Annotated in this window: 18 protein-coding genes; 6 read left to right on the forward strand and 12 right to left on the reverse strand. The window is 40.8% G+C overall.

Going from position 1 to position 16,644, the window contains the following annotated elements; all coding sequences use genetic code 11:
- The 11 genes from F565_RS0111245 to F565_RS0111295 all read right to left on the reverse strand — a co-directional run bounded on the left by F565_RS0111245 (position 1) and on the right by F565_RS0111295 (position 10,460).
- The gene (locus F565_RS0111245; RefSeq protein ID WP_020213328.1) at positions 1 to 1,044 is read right to left on the reverse strand and encodes an NADH-quinone oxidoreductase subunit G; all 1,044 of its coding nucleotides are present in this window, start codon (positions 1,042 to 1,044) and stop codon (positions 1 to 3) included.
- 28 nt (positions 1,045 to 1,072) lie between these two features.
- A complete protein-coding gene (locus F565_RS22375) occupies positions 1,073 to 2,323 on the reverse strand; it encodes a T9SS type A sorting domain-containing protein (RefSeq protein ID WP_020213329.1) in 1,251 nt (416 codons plus the stop codon).
- Positions 2,324 to 2,325: 2 nt separating this feature from the next.
- A complete protein-coding gene (gene nuoF / locus F565_RS0111255) occupies positions 2,326 to 3,696 on the reverse strand; it encodes an NADH-quinone oxidoreductase subunit NuoF (RefSeq protein WP_020213330.1) in 1,371 nt (456 codons plus the stop codon).
- Between the two features lie 2 nt (positions 3,697 to 3,698).
- A complete protein-coding gene (locus F565_RS0111260) occupies positions 3,699 to 4,241 on the reverse strand; it encodes an NADH-quinone oxidoreductase subunit NuoE family protein (RefSeq protein WP_020213331.1) in 543 nt (180 codons plus the stop codon).
- A gap of 147 nt (positions 4,242 to 4,388) precedes the next feature.
- Complete coding sequence (locus F565_RS0111265) at positions 4,389 to 5,624, reverse strand: NADH-quinone oxidoreductase subunit D (RefSeq protein WP_020213332.1); 1,236 nt, start codon at positions 5,622 to 5,624, stop codon at positions 4,389 to 4,391.
- Between the two features lie 23 nt (positions 5,625 to 5,647).
- On the reverse strand, positions 5,648 to 6,178 hold the full coding sequence (locus tag F565_RS0111270; protein ID WP_020213333.1) for an NADH-quinone oxidoreductase subunit C: 531 nt from the start codon (positions 6,176 to 6,178) through the stop codon (positions 5,648 to 5,650).
- Entirely contained in the window at positions 6,178 to 6,729 is a 552-nt protein-coding gene (locus F565_RS0111275) for an NADH-quinone oxidoreductase subunit B (RefSeq protein ID WP_020213334.1), read from the reverse strand. Before F565_RS0111275 ends, F565_RS0111270 begins: the two co-directional genes overlap by 1 nt.
- Positions 6,730 to 6,780: 51 nt before the next feature.
- Entirely contained in the window at positions 6,781 to 7,146 is a 366-nt protein-coding gene (locus tag F565_RS0111280) for an NADH-quinone oxidoreductase subunit A (protein WP_020213335.1), read from the reverse strand.
- Between the two features lie 297 nt (positions 7,147 to 7,443).
- A complete protein-coding gene (locus F565_RS0111285; RefSeq protein WP_020213336.1) occupies positions 7,444 to 7,641 on the reverse strand; it encodes a cold-shock protein in 198 nt (65 codons plus the stop codon).
- A gap of 457 nt (positions 7,642 to 8,098) precedes the next feature.
- The gene (gene aspS, locus F565_RS0111290) at positions 8,099 to 9,844 is read right to left on the reverse strand and encodes an aspartate--tRNA ligase (RefSeq protein WP_020213337.1); all 1,746 of its coding nucleotides are present in this window, start codon (positions 9,842 to 9,844) and stop codon (positions 8,099 to 8,101) included.
- 67 nt (positions 9,845 to 9,911) lie between these two features.
- Positions 9,912 to 10,460 carry a PsbP-related protein gene (locus tag F565_RS0111295; protein ID WP_020213338.1) on the reverse strand — a complete coding sequence of 183 codons (549 nt, stop codon included), beginning with the start codon at positions 10,458 to 10,460 and terminating at the stop codon, positions 9,912 to 9,914.
- 159 nt (positions 10,461 to 10,619) lie between these two features.
- Here F565_RS0111295 and F565_RS0111305 point away from each other — a divergent pair, with 159 nt between their 5' ends.
- Positions 10,620 to 11,612 (forward strand): TlpA family protein disulfide reductase, encoded by a 993-nt coding sequence (locus F565_RS0111305; RefSeq protein WP_020213340.1) that lies wholly within the window; start codon positions 10,620 to 10,622, stop codon positions 11,610 to 11,612.
- Between the two features lie 66 nt (positions 11,613 to 11,678).
- Positions 11,679 to 12,668 (forward strand): TlpA family protein disulfide reductase, encoded by a 990-nt coding sequence (locus F565_RS0111310; RefSeq protein WP_020213341.1) that lies wholly within the window; start codon positions 11,679 to 11,681, stop codon positions 12,666 to 12,668.
- Between the two features lie 84 nt (positions 12,669 to 12,752).
- Here the strand turns inward: F565_RS0111310 and F565_RS0111315 are convergent, their stop codons facing one another.
- A complete protein-coding gene (locus F565_RS0111315) occupies positions 12,753 to 13,070 on the reverse strand; it encodes an HPF/RaiA family ribosome-associated protein (protein WP_020213342.1) in 318 nt (105 codons plus the stop codon).
- 164 nt (positions 13,071 to 13,234) lie between these two features.
- Here F565_RS0111315 and F565_RS0111320 point away from each other — a divergent pair, with 164 nt between their 5' ends.
- The 4 genes from F565_RS0111320 (at position 13,235) to F565_RS0111335 (ending at position 16,619) form a co-directional block, all read left to right on the forward strand.
- Complete coding sequence (locus F565_RS0111320; protein WP_020213343.1) at positions 13,235 to 13,825, forward strand: TetR/AcrR family transcriptional regulator; 591 nt, start codon at positions 13,235 to 13,237, stop codon at positions 13,823 to 13,825.
- A 69-nt stretch (positions 13,826 to 13,894) separates the two neighbouring features.
- Positions 13,895 to 14,332, forward strand: a complete 438-nt coding sequence (locus F565_RS0111325; protein ID WP_020213344.1) for a PaaI family thioesterase — start codon at positions 13,895 to 13,897, stop codon at positions 14,330 to 14,332.
- Positions 14,329 to 15,576 (forward strand): beta-ketoacyl-ACP synthase II, encoded by a 1,248-nt coding sequence (fabF, locus tag F565_RS0111330; RefSeq protein WP_020213345.1) that lies wholly within the window; start codon positions 14,329 to 14,331, stop codon positions 15,574 to 15,576. Before F565_RS0111325 ends, fabF begins: the two co-directional genes overlap by 4 nt.
- A 299-nt stretch (positions 15,577 to 15,875) precedes the next feature.
- Positions 15,876 to 16,619, forward strand: a complete 744-nt coding sequence (locus F565_RS0111335; protein WP_020213346.1) for an SDR family oxidoreductase — start codon at positions 15,876 to 15,878, stop codon at positions 16,617 to 16,619.
- Positions 16,620 to 16,644 lie beyond the last annotated feature (25 nt).

Here is a 16,644-nt window from a genome sequence, read left to right on the forward strand (position 1 = left end):
TTATACGTTACCTTCTTTATATATTTCCTGTTCCTCCAGCCTAAGCGGCACAGCAGGCATACTTATTTTTACACGGTCCTGGTCGCGGCCAAGAAGTATGTTATGTTCTGTCTCAATTTTTACAGGGGTAATTTTCCTTGTATAATTGTTTTGGTTGATAACCGAATCTTTCTCGAATTTACGAGGGCCTTCAATTACCCAGTCGGCAGTGTCTTTATGGTCAAAACGGCATTCGTTACAGATGAATTCTTCCACTTCGTGGTACTCATCTTTACGTGCAGTAACCCTTTGTATCTCGTCGCCAAACATCCAGAGCGTGGTTTTACCACAACATTTAGTACAATTTCTGTGCGCGTTATAAGGTTTGTTAAACCAAACCCTTTGTTTAAAGCGGAATGTTTTATCGGTAAGGGCTCCCACAGGGCATACATCGATCATGTTACCCGAGAACTCATTATTAATAGCTTTAGATATCGCTGTAGAAATTTGCGAATGGTCACCCCTGTTCAATACACCATGCACACGGTTATCGGTAAGCTGGTCGGCGGTCATTACACAACGGTAGCATAAAATACAGCGGTTCATGTGAAGCTGAATGTTTGGGCCAATGTTTTCAGGCTCAAAGGTACGCTTCTCTTCAATAAAACGTGTTTTTGCAGCACCGTGCTTAAAGCTAAGGTTTTGCAGGTCGCACTCACCGGCCTGGTCGCACACAGGGCAATCAAGCGGGTGGTTTATTAAAAGGAATTCCGTTACCGATTTACGGGCATCTACAACCCTTTCAGATGATATGCTTTTTACTTCCATACCGTCCATACAGCCCGTTACACAAGATGCCATAAGTTTAGGCATAGGTCTTGGGTCGGCTTCGCTGCCTTTAGAAACTTCTACCAGGCAGCAACGGCATTTACCACCGCTTCCTTTAAGTTTAGAGTAATAGCACATGGCTGGCGGAACGGATTCGCCGCCTATTTTGCGCGCAGCCTGCAGGATGGTGGTCCCCGGTTCTACGTCTATTTCCTGGCCGTCTATTGTTACTTTCATTGTTTTATGCGCTATAGTGACACTAAAATTATAGTTTAATAATCTTTTTAGTGTAAATATTATTATTGTTATCTGTTAGTTGCACAAGGTATACACCCGATGACAGATTACTGATGTTTATGCTCTTGTTGTCAGGTTTACTCTCGTATACTTTAATGCCAGTTGAACCGAAAATAGCAGCCTTTTCAATAGTTAACGAATTTGCAATATCAATCTTAACGATATCCGATGCCGGGTTTGGGTATAATTTCAAACCATTAGCTATAGGAACCTCGATACCTAATGAGGTATCATGGAGTATAACAACTTTGTTATCTGTCGTATTAAAGGCGTAATAGCCATTACCACATGTTACAATGCTCTTAGCATTACCAAATACCCCGTTTATTGCCAGTGCATCCTGAAGCAAAAACGTTTCAGGGTTGTATCTTTTAAATGTAAGGGATTCGTTTTGAGAACTTGCATAACAAGCTAAGTTATTCGCATAATCGTAGGCTACTGGGCCATTAGCATTGGCAAACGTACCTGATATAAACGGCGTAGCCGTGGCATCTACAACACTTCCGTTTGTAAAGAAGGCTTTATCCTGGGCAAAGGTAAAATCCAGTGAAAAATTATAACCCGAGGGCGTATTACCATAGTTCCCTACAAGCGTAACCCCACCTGCGTTAACAGCCATCCTGTTAAAATCGAACCCGGTAGTTTCATTATTATACCCAAATAGGGTAGTGCTATCTTTAAATTCTATCTGATTGCTAATTTCGCCACCAGATCTGTTAACTACACTTGCGCGTACAACACCTTCATCATAAACGGCAACACCTGCAAATTCTGGACTAACGCTTGTATATTTTCGAGAAACAGCAACTGCACCTGGCTGCCCCGGTACTGCCTCAATATCTGCAGCATAAAACTGCCCGAGGAAAGAGTCGCTGCCAAGGGCAAATTGTAAACCCGCAGTTTGTGCTGCGATATTAAACCTCCTTACAATAGCCGACCCACTGAATCCGGCATAGATATACTGCCCGTCGTCTGTTATGCAAAGTACAGTAGGCTCACTTCCTATAAATACTGTATTTTCAAGCGTAGGCGTCTGAATATTGATAATACCAATGCTGTTGCCATTACTGCCATTAGCACTTGGTATAGAGGCGTATAACTTATTAGTCACAGCATCATACACAAGATCATTGGTGGTCAGGTCTAAAACATTTGCTTCCCATTGCGCGAAAGCAGGAACAAAAGAAAAAACCGACAAAAGTATTAAAATCTTCTTCATTACTATACTACTACTTGTTTAGCTACCAAATGCTTCACCTTTTCAAAAGGCTCATTTACAAAATGGTCTCTGTTCTTGATTTTTTCAGGGAAGCGAACGTGGTATTCAAACTCGTCCCTAAAGTGGCGAATCGCCGCTGCCACCGGCCATGCTGCTGCATCGCCAAGTGGGCATATTGTATTGCCCTCTATTTTTCGCTGGATATCCCAAAGCAGGTCGATATCCTCTTCGCGCCCGTGGCCGTTTTCTATACGGTGCAATACTTTTTCCATCCATCCGGTACCTTCACGGCACGGCGAACACTGCCCGCAGCTTTCGTGGTGGTAAAACCTTGAGAAATTCCAGGTATTGCGAACTATGCACGAAGTATCATTGTAAACTATGAAACCTCCCGACCCTAATGATGATCCTGTTGCAAAGCCACCATCGGCAAGCGATTCGTATGTCATCAGGCGGTCTTCACCGGCTGCTGTTTTAAAAATAAGGTTTGTAGGTAATATAGGCACCGATGATCCTCCCGGGATTAACCCTTTAAGCGGCCTGTCGTTCATCATTCCGCCAAGATACTCGTCAGAATTCATGAATTCATCTACCGTCATACCCATGTCTATTTCGTATACGCCAGGATTTTTACAGTGTCCTGATGCAGAAAATAGTTTTGTACCTGTAGAACGGCCTACACCAATCTTAGCATATTCTGCTCCGGTGTTATTCACGATCCACGGCACTGCCGAAATTGATTCTACATTGTTTACCACTGTAGGGTTAGCCCATAAACCGCTTACAGCCGGGAATGGTGGTTTTATCCTTGGGTTGCCCCTTTTACCTTCCAGCGATTCTATAAGTGCAGTTTCTTCGCCACAAATGTAAGCTCCGGCACCGCAGTGTACATGCAGCTCTAAATCCCAGCCTGTACCTAATATATTTTTACCCAGCCATCCTGCGGCATAGGCTTCTTTAATTGCTTTTTCCAATATGCGGTACACCCACATATACTCGCCACGAATGTATATGTAACTAAGGTTACAGCCCAGTGCGTAGCTTGAAGTGATCATTCCCTCTATTAAAAGGTGCGGAATGTACTCCATTAAATAACGGTCTTTAAACGTTCCCGGTTCAGATTCGTCTGCATTGCAAACAAGGTGTCTTGGCTTACCCGATTTTTTATCGATAAAGCTCCATTTCATTCCGGTAGGGAAACCTGCACCACCACGGCCACGAAGGCCACTGGTTTTTACTTCTTCCACTACTTCGTCCGGGGTCATGCCCTTAAGCGCTTTCTCTACAGAACGGTAACCACCCTGTTGGCGGTACACATCGTAGGTTTTTATGCCCGGTACGTTTATGTGTTCTAATAATATCTTTGTAGCCATTGTTATTCAGTAATGGTCAGTTTGTGTAAATCTACTTTTCCTGCCCTGCAGTCGTCTATAAGCGCATCAACCTTAGCAGTTGTAAGGTGCTCTTTGTAAAAGTCGCCTACCTGCAGCATTGGGGCATAACCACAGGCACCCAGGCACTCTACGCCTACAACGGTAAATAAACCGTCGGGCGTGGTTTCACCTTCTTTAACGCCAAGCTTATTGCATGTATACTCCATAAGGTCTTCGGCGCCGCGCAGTGCACAGCACGAAGTCCTGCAAAATTCGAACATAAATTTACCTATAGGCTTCTGGTTGTACATCGTGTAAAACGATACAACCTCATAAACTTCAATAGGTTTAATTTCAAGTATTTCGGCAACTTTATCCTGTAGGCCAATACTCAGCCAGTTATCGTGTGCGTCCTGTACTTCATGAAGCACGGGCAGCAACGCCGATTTCTTTTTGTCGGCAGGGTAGTGGCTCAGCAGCTCATCTATCCTTGCCTGCAAAGCGGGTGTTATATTGATCTCCTGATGTGCGTGACTAATCTCCATCCTTCTTTTTATTTAGAATTTTGAATTATAAATTTTAAATGCCATTCAGCACTTTAACGTATAGTCCAATCTCTTTTATTTTATTTAAATGCCTTTCCGTAAACTGGCAATTTAAAATTCAAAACTTATAATTTAAAATAATCTTATTTAAGCATCCAGTTCGCCTGCAATAACATTAAGGCTTGATAATGTTGCAATGGCATCAGATAGCATTTGCCCCCTTACCATATCGTTAAATGCCTGGTAATATATAAAACATGGCCTGCGGAAATGCAGCCTGTATGGCGTGCGGCTACCATCTGTAATAAGATAAAAGCCAAGCTCGCCATTACCGCCTTCTACCGGGTGGTATACTTCGGTCTTAGGAACCGGAATTTCGCCCATTACAATTTTAAAGTGGTAAATAAGCGCCTCCATATTGTGGTACACTTCCTCTTTAGGAGGGAGATAATAATCGGGTACGTTAGCATGAAAAGGCCCTTCAGGCAGTTTAGCCAGTGCTTGCTTAATTATACTAAGGCTCTCCCACACTTCGGCATTGCGCACGCAAAACCTGTCGTATGTATCGCCCGATTTCCCTACGGGAACATTAAATTCAAAATCTTCGTAAGAGCTGTAAGGCTGCATAACGCGAACATCATAATCTATACCTGCAGCACGAAGGTTAGGGCCTGTAAAGCCGTAGCTCATTGCTTTTTCTGCAGATATTGGCCCTACATCTATAGTACGGTCCATGAAGATCCTGTTTCTTGCTAAAAGGTTTTCAAACTCCTTCCAGATATCAGGAAATTCATTTAAAAAATCGTCGATCTTTTTAAAGGCAGCAGGGCTCCAGTCCCTTTCAAACCCGCCAATGCGGCCCATATTTGTAGTAAGGCGGGCTCCGCAAATCTCTTCGTATATTTCGTATATTTTTTCGCGGTACTGAAAAACATATAAAAATCCTGTTAGTGCTCCGGTATCTACACCAAGTACAGAGTTACATATAATATGGTCGGCAATACGTGCCAGCTCCATAACAATAACCCTTAAATACTGTACCCTTTTGGGCACTTCTATATCCAGAGCTTTCTCTAAAGTCATCCACCAGCCCATATTGTTAATGGGGGCAGAGCAGTAGTTCATCCTGTCGGTAAGCGGGGTTATCTGGTAAAACGGCCTGTTTTCGGCAATTTTTTCAAAAGCACGGTGTATATAACCTACGGTACCTTCGCCATCCAGTATCCTCTCGCCATCCATTAAAAGAATGTTCTGGAAGATACCATGCGTAGCAGGGTGGGTAGGGCCAAGGTTTAGTATAGAGAGCTCGCTGCCGTCTTCATTCTGCCTTTGCTCAATCATCTTGGCATAGCGGTGCTCTGGTGGTAATAACAGGTCTGACATTTTATATAAAAATTTATTCCCGGTTAGTTATTGTTAACGTTGTCTGGCTTACGGCCAAAAAAGCGGTCATCTTTATCGGTACGCCCACCATCTTCCAGCGGAAATTCTTTCCTCATCGGGAAAGACACCATCTCGTCCATGTTTAAAATTCTTTTAAGCTGTGGGTGGCCTTTAAAAATAATACCGTAAAAATCGTAGGTTTCGCGTTCCTGCCAGTTAGCACTTAAAAACAGGTTGGTAGCAGTATCTATTTCCGGCTTTTCGCCGTTTAAGAAGCTTTTAAAGCGTATACGCACATTATCCATCCAGTTGTGCATGTGGTATACAGTGGCAAACTGCCTGTTAACCTCGTTATCAGGGTAGTGTACCCCGCAAACATCGGTTAAAAAGTTAAAGCGAAGCAATTCGTCTTCTTTAAGAAAACGCATTACATCGTTCATCGCATCGGCATGTACCTCAAACGATAGTATATCTTTTATCTGGATAAAGCCGGTAACTTTGTCGCCAAATTTACCCGTAAGCTTATCTTCTATTACAGATGTTTCTAAAGCCATTACGTTATGTTATAAGAAGCCATTAGTTCTTGATATTCGGGAGAACTTCTTCTCCTTACAGATTCATTCCTTACAATGTCCTGCAGGGTCATAATGCCATCCAGTATTTGCTCCGGCCTTGGCGGGCATCCCGGTACATAAACATCTACAGGTATTACCTTATCGATACCCTGAAGTACAGAGTACGTATCAAAAATACCACCCGATGATGCGCAGGCACCTACGGCAATAACCCAGCGTGGCTCGGCCATTTGCTCGTAAACCTGGCGTAAAATAGGTGCCATTTTTTTAGCAATAGTACCCATAACAAGCAGCATATCTGCCTGGCGTGGAGAAAAACTCATACGCTCTGACCCAAAACGGGCCACATCATAGTGCGATGCCATGGTTGCCATAAACTCTATACCGCAGCATGAAGTAGCAAAAGGCAAAGGCCATAGTGAGTTAGCGCGTGCCATACCCACAACTGTATCCAGCTTTGTTGCAAAAAAACCGCTGCCTTCTACTCCCGGAGGAGCGTCGACAATTTTTATATCTGTTGACTTGCTCATTGTAAATTAATTTTGATTATCAGGTATATACTTTCAAAAAGCATACCCAATTTATTCCCACTCCAGTCCTTTTTTCTTCATTACATAAAAGAAACCAACTATAAGGAGGAACATAAAAATGCCCATTTTTATTAGCCCTTCAAAGCCCATTGCACGAAAGTTTACCGCCCATGGGTACATGAAAATAACTTCTACATCAAACAGTACGAATAATATGGCTACAAGGAAATATTTTACCGAAAATGGAATACGCGCATTACCTACCGACTCTATACCACACTCAAAGTTTTTGTCTTTGTTAAGCGAGTTTCTTTTAGGGCCAAGTTTGCCCGAAACAAAAATAGTTCCTGTTACAAAACCTACTGCAAGTATTAACTGCATTAGTATAGGGAAGTAATCTGCCTGGCTGGTTTGCATAAACTAAATGTTTTATTGTGTAACAATTCACAAATATACACGTCATTCTCTAACAAATTCAAGGATTATTTGAGAGAAAATTTTTTACCGGTTAATTTTTATTGGTTCTAAATAAAAATCGAATTTGTTAAAATGCTTATTTGTATAAACTTGTTATCGCAGCATTTTGATTGTTAACAAATTGGTAAAAAAAATTGTAAAATACTACGATTAGTAAAGGTATTTATAAAAAAAGCCGCTCTAAGGTTAGGGCGGCTGATTCTTGTTTTAAAGAGGTTAAGCAATACTATTTATATATTAGCTCATTGATGCCACCTGGGCCGCAACTTTACCTTTTTTTCCGTCTTCTTCAATGTAACTTACTTTATCGCCTTCACGCAGGTTTTCTGCATTAAGCCCTGTAGCATGTACAAAGATGTCTCTTCCTGTTTCGTCGTCTGTAATGAATCCATAACCTTTAGATTCAATAAAAAATTTAACTTTACCTGTTCGCATTATAGTAAAAAAATAATTAATAATATCAAAGGTAAAATTTTTTATGACACTACAATATGATATGTTAATTAATTTAAAAAATAATTATTTAAAATGGTTATTTTTTAATATGTGGTAATTAATGTTACAGTTTAGGTAGATTATGTTATAAAAAGAGCTTTATTTAAGATTTGACTTTATCATTATTTTGATTCAAAAAGAAGCAATAATTATAATTTTTGCTGCTTTAATGATAGTTTTTTTAGACTATAGTTTAGGCCTCTATTGATGTTTTAAACTATTTATTTATGAGTGTTTAGCTGGATTTTTAAAACATTTTTAATATAGCAGGCATACTAAAGGAATCATATTTAAAATGTCATTACTACCTTTAATAAAACCTTTTAAGTATTACCAAAAAATAAGGGCTAAATAACTGAAAAGTTAAATAGCCCTAATATAATATCGAAATTGCCTATTACTTAAGCTGTATATGCAGTTCGTTAAGTTGGGCATCATCTATGGCAGAAGGTGCATCTATCATTACGTCACGACCACTGTTGTTTTTAGGGAATGCGATAAAATCACGTATAGTTTCCTGTCCGCCTAATATTGCAACAAGCCTGTCAAAACCAAAAGCAAGGCCGCCGTGTGGGGGTGCTCCATACTGAAAAGCATCCATAAGGAAACCAAACTGTGCTTTTGCCTGCTCCTCTGTAAAGCCTAAATATTTAAACATAAGCGATTGTGTAGCTTTATCGTGTATACGTATACTGCCGCCGCCTATCTCGTTACCGTTAAGTACAAGGTCATAAGCATTGGCGCGTACTGCTCCGGGGTCTGTTTCCAGTAAAGCAATATCTTCCGGCTTTGGCGATGTAAACGGGTGGTGCATGGCATGAAAACGCTCTGTATCTTCATCCCACTCTAATAATGGGAAGTCTACCACCCATAGTGGAGCAAATACTTCGGGATTTCTTAGTCCTAAACGTGTTGCAAGTTCCATACGCAGGGCGCTAAGGCGTGTACGGGTTTTATGGGCATCGCCACTTAGTACCAGTATAAGGTCGCCCGGTTTTGCGCCGGTAATCTCTGCCCACTGCAATAGATCAGCCTGGTCATAAAATTTATCTACCGATGATTTTATAGTTCCGTCGGCTTCATATTTTGCATATACCATACCTGTAGCACCTACCTGTGGGCGCTTAACCCAGTCTATAAGTCCGTCAATTTCTTTACGGGTATAGGTGGCTGCACCGGGAACGGCAATACCTACAACAAGCTCTGAATTGTTAAATACAGCAAATTCTTTGTGTTGTGCCCACTGGTTAAGTTCGCCAAACTCCATCCCAAAGCGAATATCCGGTTTGTCATTGCCATATTTTTTCATGGCCTGGTCATACGTCATCCTTGGGAAAGCGCCTGTATCTATACCTTTTACCTGTTTTAGTAAATGGCTGGCAAGCCCTTCAAACTGTTGTATAATATCTTCCTGCTCTACAAAAGCCATTTCGCAGTCAATCTGGGTAAACTCCGGCTGGCGGTCGGCACGAAGGTCTTCATCGCGGAAACATTTTACTATCTGGAAATATTTATCCATACCACCCACCATAAGCAACTGCTTAAAAGTTTGTGGCGATTGCGGCAGGGCATAAAACTGCCCTTCGTTCATGCGGCTTGGCACCACAAAATCGCGTGCACCTTCCGGTGTTGATTTTATAAGTACCGGTGTTTCTACTTCTATAAACCCTTGAGATGATAAATAGTTTCGCACCTCCATAGCAACGCGGTGGCGAAACAGCAGGCTGTTTTTAACCGGGTTACGGCGAATGTCAAGGTAGCGGTATTTCATACGGATGTCTTCTCCGCCATCCGTATCGTCTTCTATGCTAAAAGGAGGGGTAAGCGATGCATTAAGAACGGTTAGCTGCGATACTAAAATTTCGATATCGCCGGTGGCCATACCTGCATTTTTACTTTCACGTTCTATAACGGTGCCTGTTACTTGTACAACAAACTCCCTGCCCAGTGTGGCAGCAAGTTCAAAAACCTCTTTCTGGGTACGGTCGGCATCAAATATTAATTGGGTAATACCGTAACGGTCCCTAAGGTCGGTCCAGATAAGAAATCCTTTGTTACGGGTCTTTTGCACCCATCCGGCTAATGTTACTTCCTTGTTAATATCGGCGGCAGTTAACTGCCCGCAATTATGGCTTCTGTACATTACATAAATTTTTGTGCTGCAAATTTAGTAACTATTACCAATAATGCTCTATGCAATAAAAAACATTTTAGTGACTTTTAGTCTTATCCGTTTCTTTAAACGAGTTTATTATAGCATCCATGGCCTCCGCATTCTTCTCTTTTTTTTCAGGCAGAGTCCATGTTAATATTTGGTAGTATCTGTTTTTGCCCTCAATATAGGCTATTTTCCAGTAAACGTTAACACCATTAACAACGCCCTGAAAATTCAGTAAGCGTGCATTAAGGTTATTAATTGTAGTTTTTTGCAGCTTAGGTGTAATCTCTATGCCCGATGATTTCGCAATATCCTTAGCAAGAATTTCGCTGTAGCCGTTAAGGTCTCTATCATAATCAAGGCCGCCTTCGTTAAGTACCTCATGAAAATTTTCTTTGGGCTCATCCATTACAAGTACATAAAACTCACGCATTTCGTTTTTATACTGTAATGATGCTGCTTTATTAAGGTCGTCGGTTTTATTTAAAAAAGAAGGCAGGTCTAAGGTATATTTCCCTTCTACCTTTACAGTTTCTATAGTATGCTTACATGCTGTTAGTATAAATAAGGTAAGGGCGGCGGCAATAAATTTTAATTTCATGGGTTTGATAGTTTAATTTGTTGGTAATGCAATATACTAAATATGTAACATATGGCTTAATTTATGTTATTTGGGGTAAGGCAGGTAAATACTTGCAATTAGGTATGTATTATATGGTAAACAAATTTTAATTTTACGAACACTAAATTTAATTCAACAATGAAAAAGATCTTATTACTGCTTCTTTTTGTTTATGCCGGTGCATTTGCCCAGGCCGATAAGGTAAAGTTTACCGCTACCATACAAAACCGCAACAGCGACTCGCTTGTTGTAAGCTCGCGTACTTTTACAAAAGTTATTAAGGGCGATGCTAAAGGTAAGTTTACAGACGCCTTTGCTGTACCGCAACCGGGAGTGTACAAGTTGTTTGACGGTGCCGAGTATGCAACAGTTTACCTTAAAAATGGCTTCGACCTGAGCATGACGATGGATGCCAAACAGTTTGACGAAACTATTAAGTTTAAAGGTACAGGCGAAAAAGAAAATAATTACCTTGCTAAAAGAACGCTGCAGGACGAAGTTTTTGGCGAAAACCTTAATGCATCTTTAGGTAATGGCGACGCACTTACTAAACTTATAGACGAGCGTGTAAAAAATACTGAGGTTGTTATTAACGATGCTTCTTATGATGAAACATTCAGGAACGGGCTTAAAGCCCAGTTAGGCCAGGAAAAGCAACAGCTTACCCAAATGGCTCAGCAGGCTCTTGCAGCAGGCAAGCTAAAAGGAAAACCGTCTCCATCTTTTAACTACGAGAACTTTAAGGGCGGTACCACCAAGCTTGAAGATTTTAAAGGTAAATATGTGTACATAGATGTTTGGGCTACATGGTGCGGCCCTTGCCGCCAGGAAATACCCTTCCTGCAAAAAGTAGAAGAAAAATACCACGGTAAAGACATTGTGTTTACAAGCATATCTATAGACACTGCTAAAGACCATGAAAAATGGAAAAAAATGGTGGGTGATAAAGCTTTAGGCGGCGTTCAGCTTATTGCTGATAAAGATTGGAAATCTGATTTTACTCAAGCTTACGGTATTAACTCTATACCGCGCTTTATCCTTATAGACCCTAAGGGTAATGTAGTTGATGCCGATGCAAAAAGGCCGTCTGACCCTGCATTACAGGAACAACTTGATAAATTACTTAAGTAAGTAATTAATTATTATATTTACTAACCCATGCTTATGCGTGGGTTTTTTATTTAATACCAATTTACCATGAAAATATTACTGCTTGCACTACTTATAGGCACCGGCGCCTTTGCCCAAACTGACCTTATTAACTTTAAAGGTGAAATAACAAATACTACTGCCGACTCAGTAGTGGTTACAAGCAAATCGGGCAGGTGGCATAAGGCAATGGCGTTAAATGCTAAAGGCCATTTTGAGGGTAAAATCCAACAGGGAGCTAATGTGTTTACACTAAGCGTTGGCGATGTAAAAACGCAAATATGGTTAGAGAACGAGTTTGACCTTACCATAACTGCCGATGCTAAAAACTTTGTGCAAACGCTGCACTTTGAAGGGGCAGGGGCAAAGGAGAACGATTTTATAGTAGGGATGGAACGGGACAAACATAAGCTTGTCGAAAAATATAAGGCTGCATTTACCGATGAGGAGTTGCAAAAAGATGTAAATATTATGGTTGATGCCTGGGTTGCTGTTTTAAAAAGTAAACCACAAACTGACATGATGGCTATGAACTTAACCTTTAAAATAGATTACATAGACAGGAAAAACCTGCCTAAGGAAATTTCGAAAGAAATTTATAAACAACGCCTTGTTAACACAAAATCGCCCGATTTTAATTTTGAGAATTTTAAAGGTGGTAACACTAAGCTTTCCCAGTTTAAAGGTAAATATGTTTATATAGATGTCTGGGCAACTTGGTGTGGGCCTTGTAAAATGGAAATACCTTTTTTACAGGAAGTAGAAGAAGCGAATAGAGACAAAAATATTATATTTATAAGTATATCTGTAGATAAGGCAAAAGACCACGACAAGTGGAAGGAAATGGTAGCGAAAGATGATTTAGGTGGTGTGCAGCTCATGGCTGATAAAGACTGGCAATCTGATTTTATAAAGGCGTATGGTATTCATTCTATACCCCGCTTTATACTTATAGACCCTAAAGGCAATGTGGTTGATGCCGATGCCAAAAGGCCGTCTAACCCGGAGTTACAACGACAGCTTAATAAATTGCTTTAGTAGTTTACTTATTACGTGGGGGCATAAAAAAACCTTCAGCACTACGCTGAAGGTTTTTTTGTTTAAGCAGAATGACTGTTTATATTAATGGCTACGTATTTTATCAAATGTGTGCTCCAGTAGTTTTTTCATTTTATCTGTAGCGCCTTTTATGGCAAGTTCTACGCTTGGTGCGTTATGAGATACTGCCTGGGGCTGCATACCATTTACACGGGCTTCTATAAGGCATCTTTTATCGTCAAGGCCACCTTTGTCGCCACCGTTTTCATCACTTACGTGTACTTCAAGGCTTGTTATTTTATCTTCAAATCGTTTTAGGGTAGTAGTAAGTACTTCGGTAAAGTAGTTTTCCATCCTGTCGCTACCCTCTATGTGGTTGTCTGTTCTTATTGAAATTTGCATGGTTATAATGTTTAATTGATATACTCAAATTTACCTTTTTTAAAGTAGCCGTGCACGCTAATTAGCATAAGATTAATAAAGCTATCATGCTATAGTTATTTATTATCATATTAACTTGGATTATAATACCAATTGGTATAATTTTGTAAACAGAAAATGATACAATGAGCAAGGCAGAAAGGACAAGGCAGTTTATTATAGAAAAAACGGCACCTATTTTTAACCAGAAGGGATATGCAGGAACGTCTATAAGCGACCTTACTGAGGCTACCGGTTTAACTAAGGGCAGTATATATGGCAACTTTAGCAATAAAGATGAAGTGGCACTATCTGCATTCGACCATAATTATGGATTAATAAAGGCTACCATCAGGCTGGAGATGGATAAAGTGCCGGATACTTTAGATAAGCTACGGGTTTGGCTCAAAGTTTTTTCTGAGATTCATACTAATGAAGCTTTTAAATATGGTTGCCCTGTTTTAAATACGGCAATAGAGTCGGACGATACGCATACAGAATTACGTAAAAAGGCAATAGCGGCTATTAACAACTGGTATAGTGTTATTAGTGAAATTATTAAAAAGGGCCAAGAAGAAGGAAGGATAAATGCCGATGTTAACCATGCAGAATTTGCCGGAGCATACATTGCCATAATAGAGGGTGGTGTAATGCTTGCTAAAGTAACCGGAAAGATGGACGGTTTAAATGCAGTTATTAAACAGGCAGAAAAAATGATTACAGATATAGCGGTTTAATATAAGGCGGCTTTTGATAAGCCGTTTTTTAGCAAAAACAATATACCGATTGGTATAAAATATAAAGTTATGGATAGTATAGAAGCAACTTTTTTAAAAACACACATAGGTAAAGAGATTAGTGGGTCGCCGTCGCCGTTTATGAACTGGCTTAAACCGGTAATACTTTCGGTAGATGAAGGCAGCCTTGCGTTTCAGTATACGGTAAGGCATGAAATGACCAATCCGTTTGGTACACTTCATGGCGGCATAACCGCGGCCATGATAGACGATGCTATTGGCGCAACGCTAATTGCTTATGGCGAGCCGTACTTTCATGTAACCGTAAACCTGGCTATAGATTATTTTGCTGCCGCTAAAGAAGGTGATGTTATCATTGCCCACACACAGGTCATTAAAAAAGGCAGGCAGTTAGTTAATGCCCAATGTGATGTGTGGAATGAAGATCGTACACGCCTCCTCGCAAAAGGATATACCAACCTGATAAAAACCGAAATAAAAAAATGAAAAGAGTAGTAGTAACAGGCCTTGGGGCAATAACACCGTTGGGAAATTCGGTATCGGAATTCTGGGCAAATATCCTTGCCGGGAAAAGCGGTGCAGCACCCATAACAAAGTTTGATGCCTCTAAGTTTAAAACCAATTTTGCCTGTGAGGTAAAAGGTTTTAATGCCGAAGATTATATAGAAAAGAAAGAGATACGTAAGTATGACCTCTTTACCCAGTATGCCATTGCTGCAAGCGACGAAGCTATAAAAGATGCCGGCCTTGATTTTGTAAGCATGCCGCAGCACGAACGGTTTGATGTGGGTGTTATTTGGGCATCGGGCAACGGCGGTATTGGTACGTTTGAAGAGCAACTGCGTGAATTTCATACCGGAGATGGCACACCACGCTTTAACCCTTTCTTCATACCGAAAATGATCGTAGATATTGCTGCCGGGGTGCTCTCTATACGTAATGGTTTGCATGGGCCTAACTATGCTACGGTATCTGCCTGTGCATCGTCTAATACTGCAATTATAGCAGCTTTTGATACTATAAGGTTAGGAAAAGCAACCATTATGATAGCGGGTGGTAGCGAGGCAGCATTAACACCATCATCTATTGGTGGGTTTAATGCATCACATGCGCTGTCAAAACGTAATGATGACCCACAGGGTGCGTCGCGTCCTTTTGATAAAGACCGCGATGGTTTTGTAGCCGGCGAGGGTGCCGGTGCCCTTATTCTTGAAGATTATGATTATGCCGTGGCTCGCGGCGCAACCATTTATGCCGAGATTGTAGGCGGTGGCATGGCTGCCGATGCGTATCACTTAACGGGTACGCCACCTGATGGGCTTGGTGCTGCACTGGGCATGACTAAAGCATTGGCAGATGCCGGAATAACACCTGATAAAATAGATTATATAAATGCCCATGCAACTTCTACAGGCCTTGGTGATATTAGTGAGCTTACCGCTATCAGCACTGTTTTTAAAGGTGTAAATGTGCCTATTGGCGCAACCAAATCGATGACGGGTCATTTGCTTGGTGCTGCCGGAGCTGTGGAAAGCATCATTAGTATACTGGCTATAAGAGACGGTATCATTCCGCCTACAATAAACACTGTAAATATAGATGAGAAGGTTCCTGCCGGGCTTAACCTTGCTTTAGGCAAAGCACAAAAGGCCGATATTACTTATGTGCTGAATAATACCTTTGGTTTTGGGGGGCATACGGCAAGTACAATATTTAAGAAAGTAGGCTAAGTTTTTACAAGATGATAACATCATGTATTTCTTTACCACAAAGTACACGAAGGATTTCATAAGGTTCACTAAGTAAGTATTTAAGTTTTCAATCCCACTAATGTGATTGAAGAACACAAGGCTTTGCGTAACTGCTTTGTGTCCTTGTGGCTTGAAACAAGCTTTACTCGTATCGCCTCGTGTTCTTAGTGAAATCCTTTGTGGGCTTTGTGGTAAAATCATGGTAACTATTGATGTTTTCTATAACGATAAAATAAAAATATAACCGTGGTATAACCACATAATTAAATAAATAAAAAATGAAAACAACTGGAAATACTGTATTAATTACCGGAGGTAGCGCCGGTATAGGCTTAGCATTAGCCGAGAGATTTATCGCCGAAGGCAACAACGTTATTATAACCGGCAGGAATGAGGCCAGGCTTCAGGCAGCAGCCGAAAAATTAGGCGGAAACGTAACCGCTATTGCAGCAGATGTGTCTAACGCTGATGAGGTTGAAACTTTAGTACAAAAAATATCTAAAGATTTCCCTAAGCTTAATGTGCTTATTAATAATGCAGGGGCGGCATCCTATTATAAACTGGGCAGCGAAGCCGATGCTTTTGCAAACGCTCAGGAAGAAATAATTACCAATTACCTGTCGGTTATTCGCTTAACCGAGAAATTACTGCCGGTGCTTAAGAGCCAGGAAGAAAGTGCTGTAGTAAATGTATCGTCTATCGCGGCATTTGTGCCTAATGGCTATATTCCAACATATTCTGCCAGTAAAGCAGCACTGCATTCGTATACGCAATCATTGCGTCTTACCATTGCAGATACATCGGTTAAAGTATTTGAGTTAATGCCACCACTTGTAAACACTGATTTTTCTAAAGACATAGGCGGGGAGAATGGCATTGCACCATCGGTACTTGCAGACGACCTAATCGAAGCATTTACTAACAATACATTTGAAATTCATACCGGTGCCACTGCCGATATCTACAAACTAAGCCTAAGCGATCCTGCTGCGGCCCTGCACGCCATGAATAGTAGAGGTTAATTTGTTTTGTCGAGGCTTTATATGT

Origin of the sequence: Flavobacterium rivuli WB 3.3-2 = DSM 21788, assembly GCF_000378485.1 — a bacterium.
GTDB classification, from domain to species: domain Bacteria; phylum Bacteroidota; class Bacteroidia; order Flavobacteriales; family Flavobacteriaceae; genus Flavobacterium; species Flavobacterium rivuli.

What these genes read in the sequence shown, in the direction of transcription:
- F565_RS0111245 (WP_020213328.1), bottom strand. Translation starts at nt 1,044, where the DNA reads ATGAAAGTAACAATAGACGGCCAGGAAATAGACGTAGAACCGGGGACC.
- F565_RS22375 (WP_020213329.1), bottom strand. Translation starts at nt 2,323, where the DNA reads ATGAAGAAGATTTTAATACTTTTGTCGGTTTTTTCTTTTGTTCCTGCT.
- nuoF (WP_020213330.1), bottom strand. Translation starts at nt 3,696, where the DNA reads ATGGCTACAAAGATATTATTAGAACACATAAACGTACCGGGCATAAAA.
- F565_RS0111260 (WP_020213331.1), bottom strand. Translation starts at nt 4,241, where the DNA reads ATGGAGATTAGTCACGCACATCAGGAGATCAATATAACACCCGCTTTG.
- F565_RS0111265 (WP_020213332.1), bottom strand. Translation starts at nt 5,624, where the DNA reads ATGTCAGACCTGTTATTACCACCAGAGCACCGCTATGCCAAGATGATT.
- F565_RS0111270 (WP_020213333.1), bottom strand. Translation starts at nt 6,178, where the DNA reads ATGGCTTTAGAAACATCTGTAATAGAAGATAAGCTTACGGGTAAATTT.
- F565_RS0111275 (WP_020213334.1), bottom strand. Translation starts at nt 6,729, where the DNA reads ATGAGCAAGTCAACAGATATAAAAATTGTCGACGCTCCTCCGGGAGTA.
- F565_RS0111280 (WP_020213335.1), bottom strand. Translation starts at nt 7,146, where the DNA reads ATGCAAACCAGCCAGGCAGATTACTTCCCTATACTAATGCAGTTAATA.
- F565_RS0111285 (WP_020213336.1), bottom strand. Translation starts at nt 7,641, where the DNA reads ATGCGAACAGGTAAAGTTAAATTTTTTATTGAATCTAAAGGTTATGGA.
- aspS (WP_020213337.1), bottom strand. Translation starts at nt 9,844, where the DNA reads ATGTACAGAAGCCATAATTGCGGGCAGTTAACTGCCGCCGATATTAAC.
- F565_RS0111295 (WP_020213338.1), bottom strand. Translation starts at nt 10,460, where the DNA reads ATGAAATTAAAATTTATTGCCGCCGCCCTTACCTTATTTATACTAACA.
- F565_RS0111305 (WP_020213340.1), top strand. Translation starts at nt 10,620, where the DNA reads ATGAAAAAGATCTTATTACTGCTTCTTTTTGTTTATGCCGGTGCATTT.
- F565_RS0111310 (WP_020213341.1), top strand. Translation starts at nt 11,679, where the DNA reads ATGAAAATATTACTGCTTGCACTACTTATAGGCACCGGCGCCTTTGCC.
- F565_RS0111315 (WP_020213342.1), bottom strand. Translation starts at nt 13,070, where the DNA reads ATGCAAATTTCAATAAGAACAGACAACCACATAGAGGGTAGCGACAGG.
- F565_RS0111320 (WP_020213343.1), top strand. Translation starts at nt 13,235, where the DNA reads ATGAGCAAGGCAGAAAGGACAAGGCAGTTTATTATAGAAAAAACGGCA.
- F565_RS0111325 (WP_020213344.1), top strand. Translation starts at nt 13,895, where the DNA reads ATGGATAGTATAGAAGCAACTTTTTTAAAAACACACATAGGTAAAGAG.
- fabF (WP_020213345.1), top strand. Translation starts at nt 14,329, where the DNA reads ATGAAAAGAGTAGTAGTAACAGGCCTTGGGGCAATAACACCGTTGGGA.
- F565_RS0111335 (WP_020213346.1), top strand. Translation starts at nt 15,876, where the DNA reads ATGAAAACAACTGGAAATACTGTATTAATTACCGGAGGTAGCGCCGGT.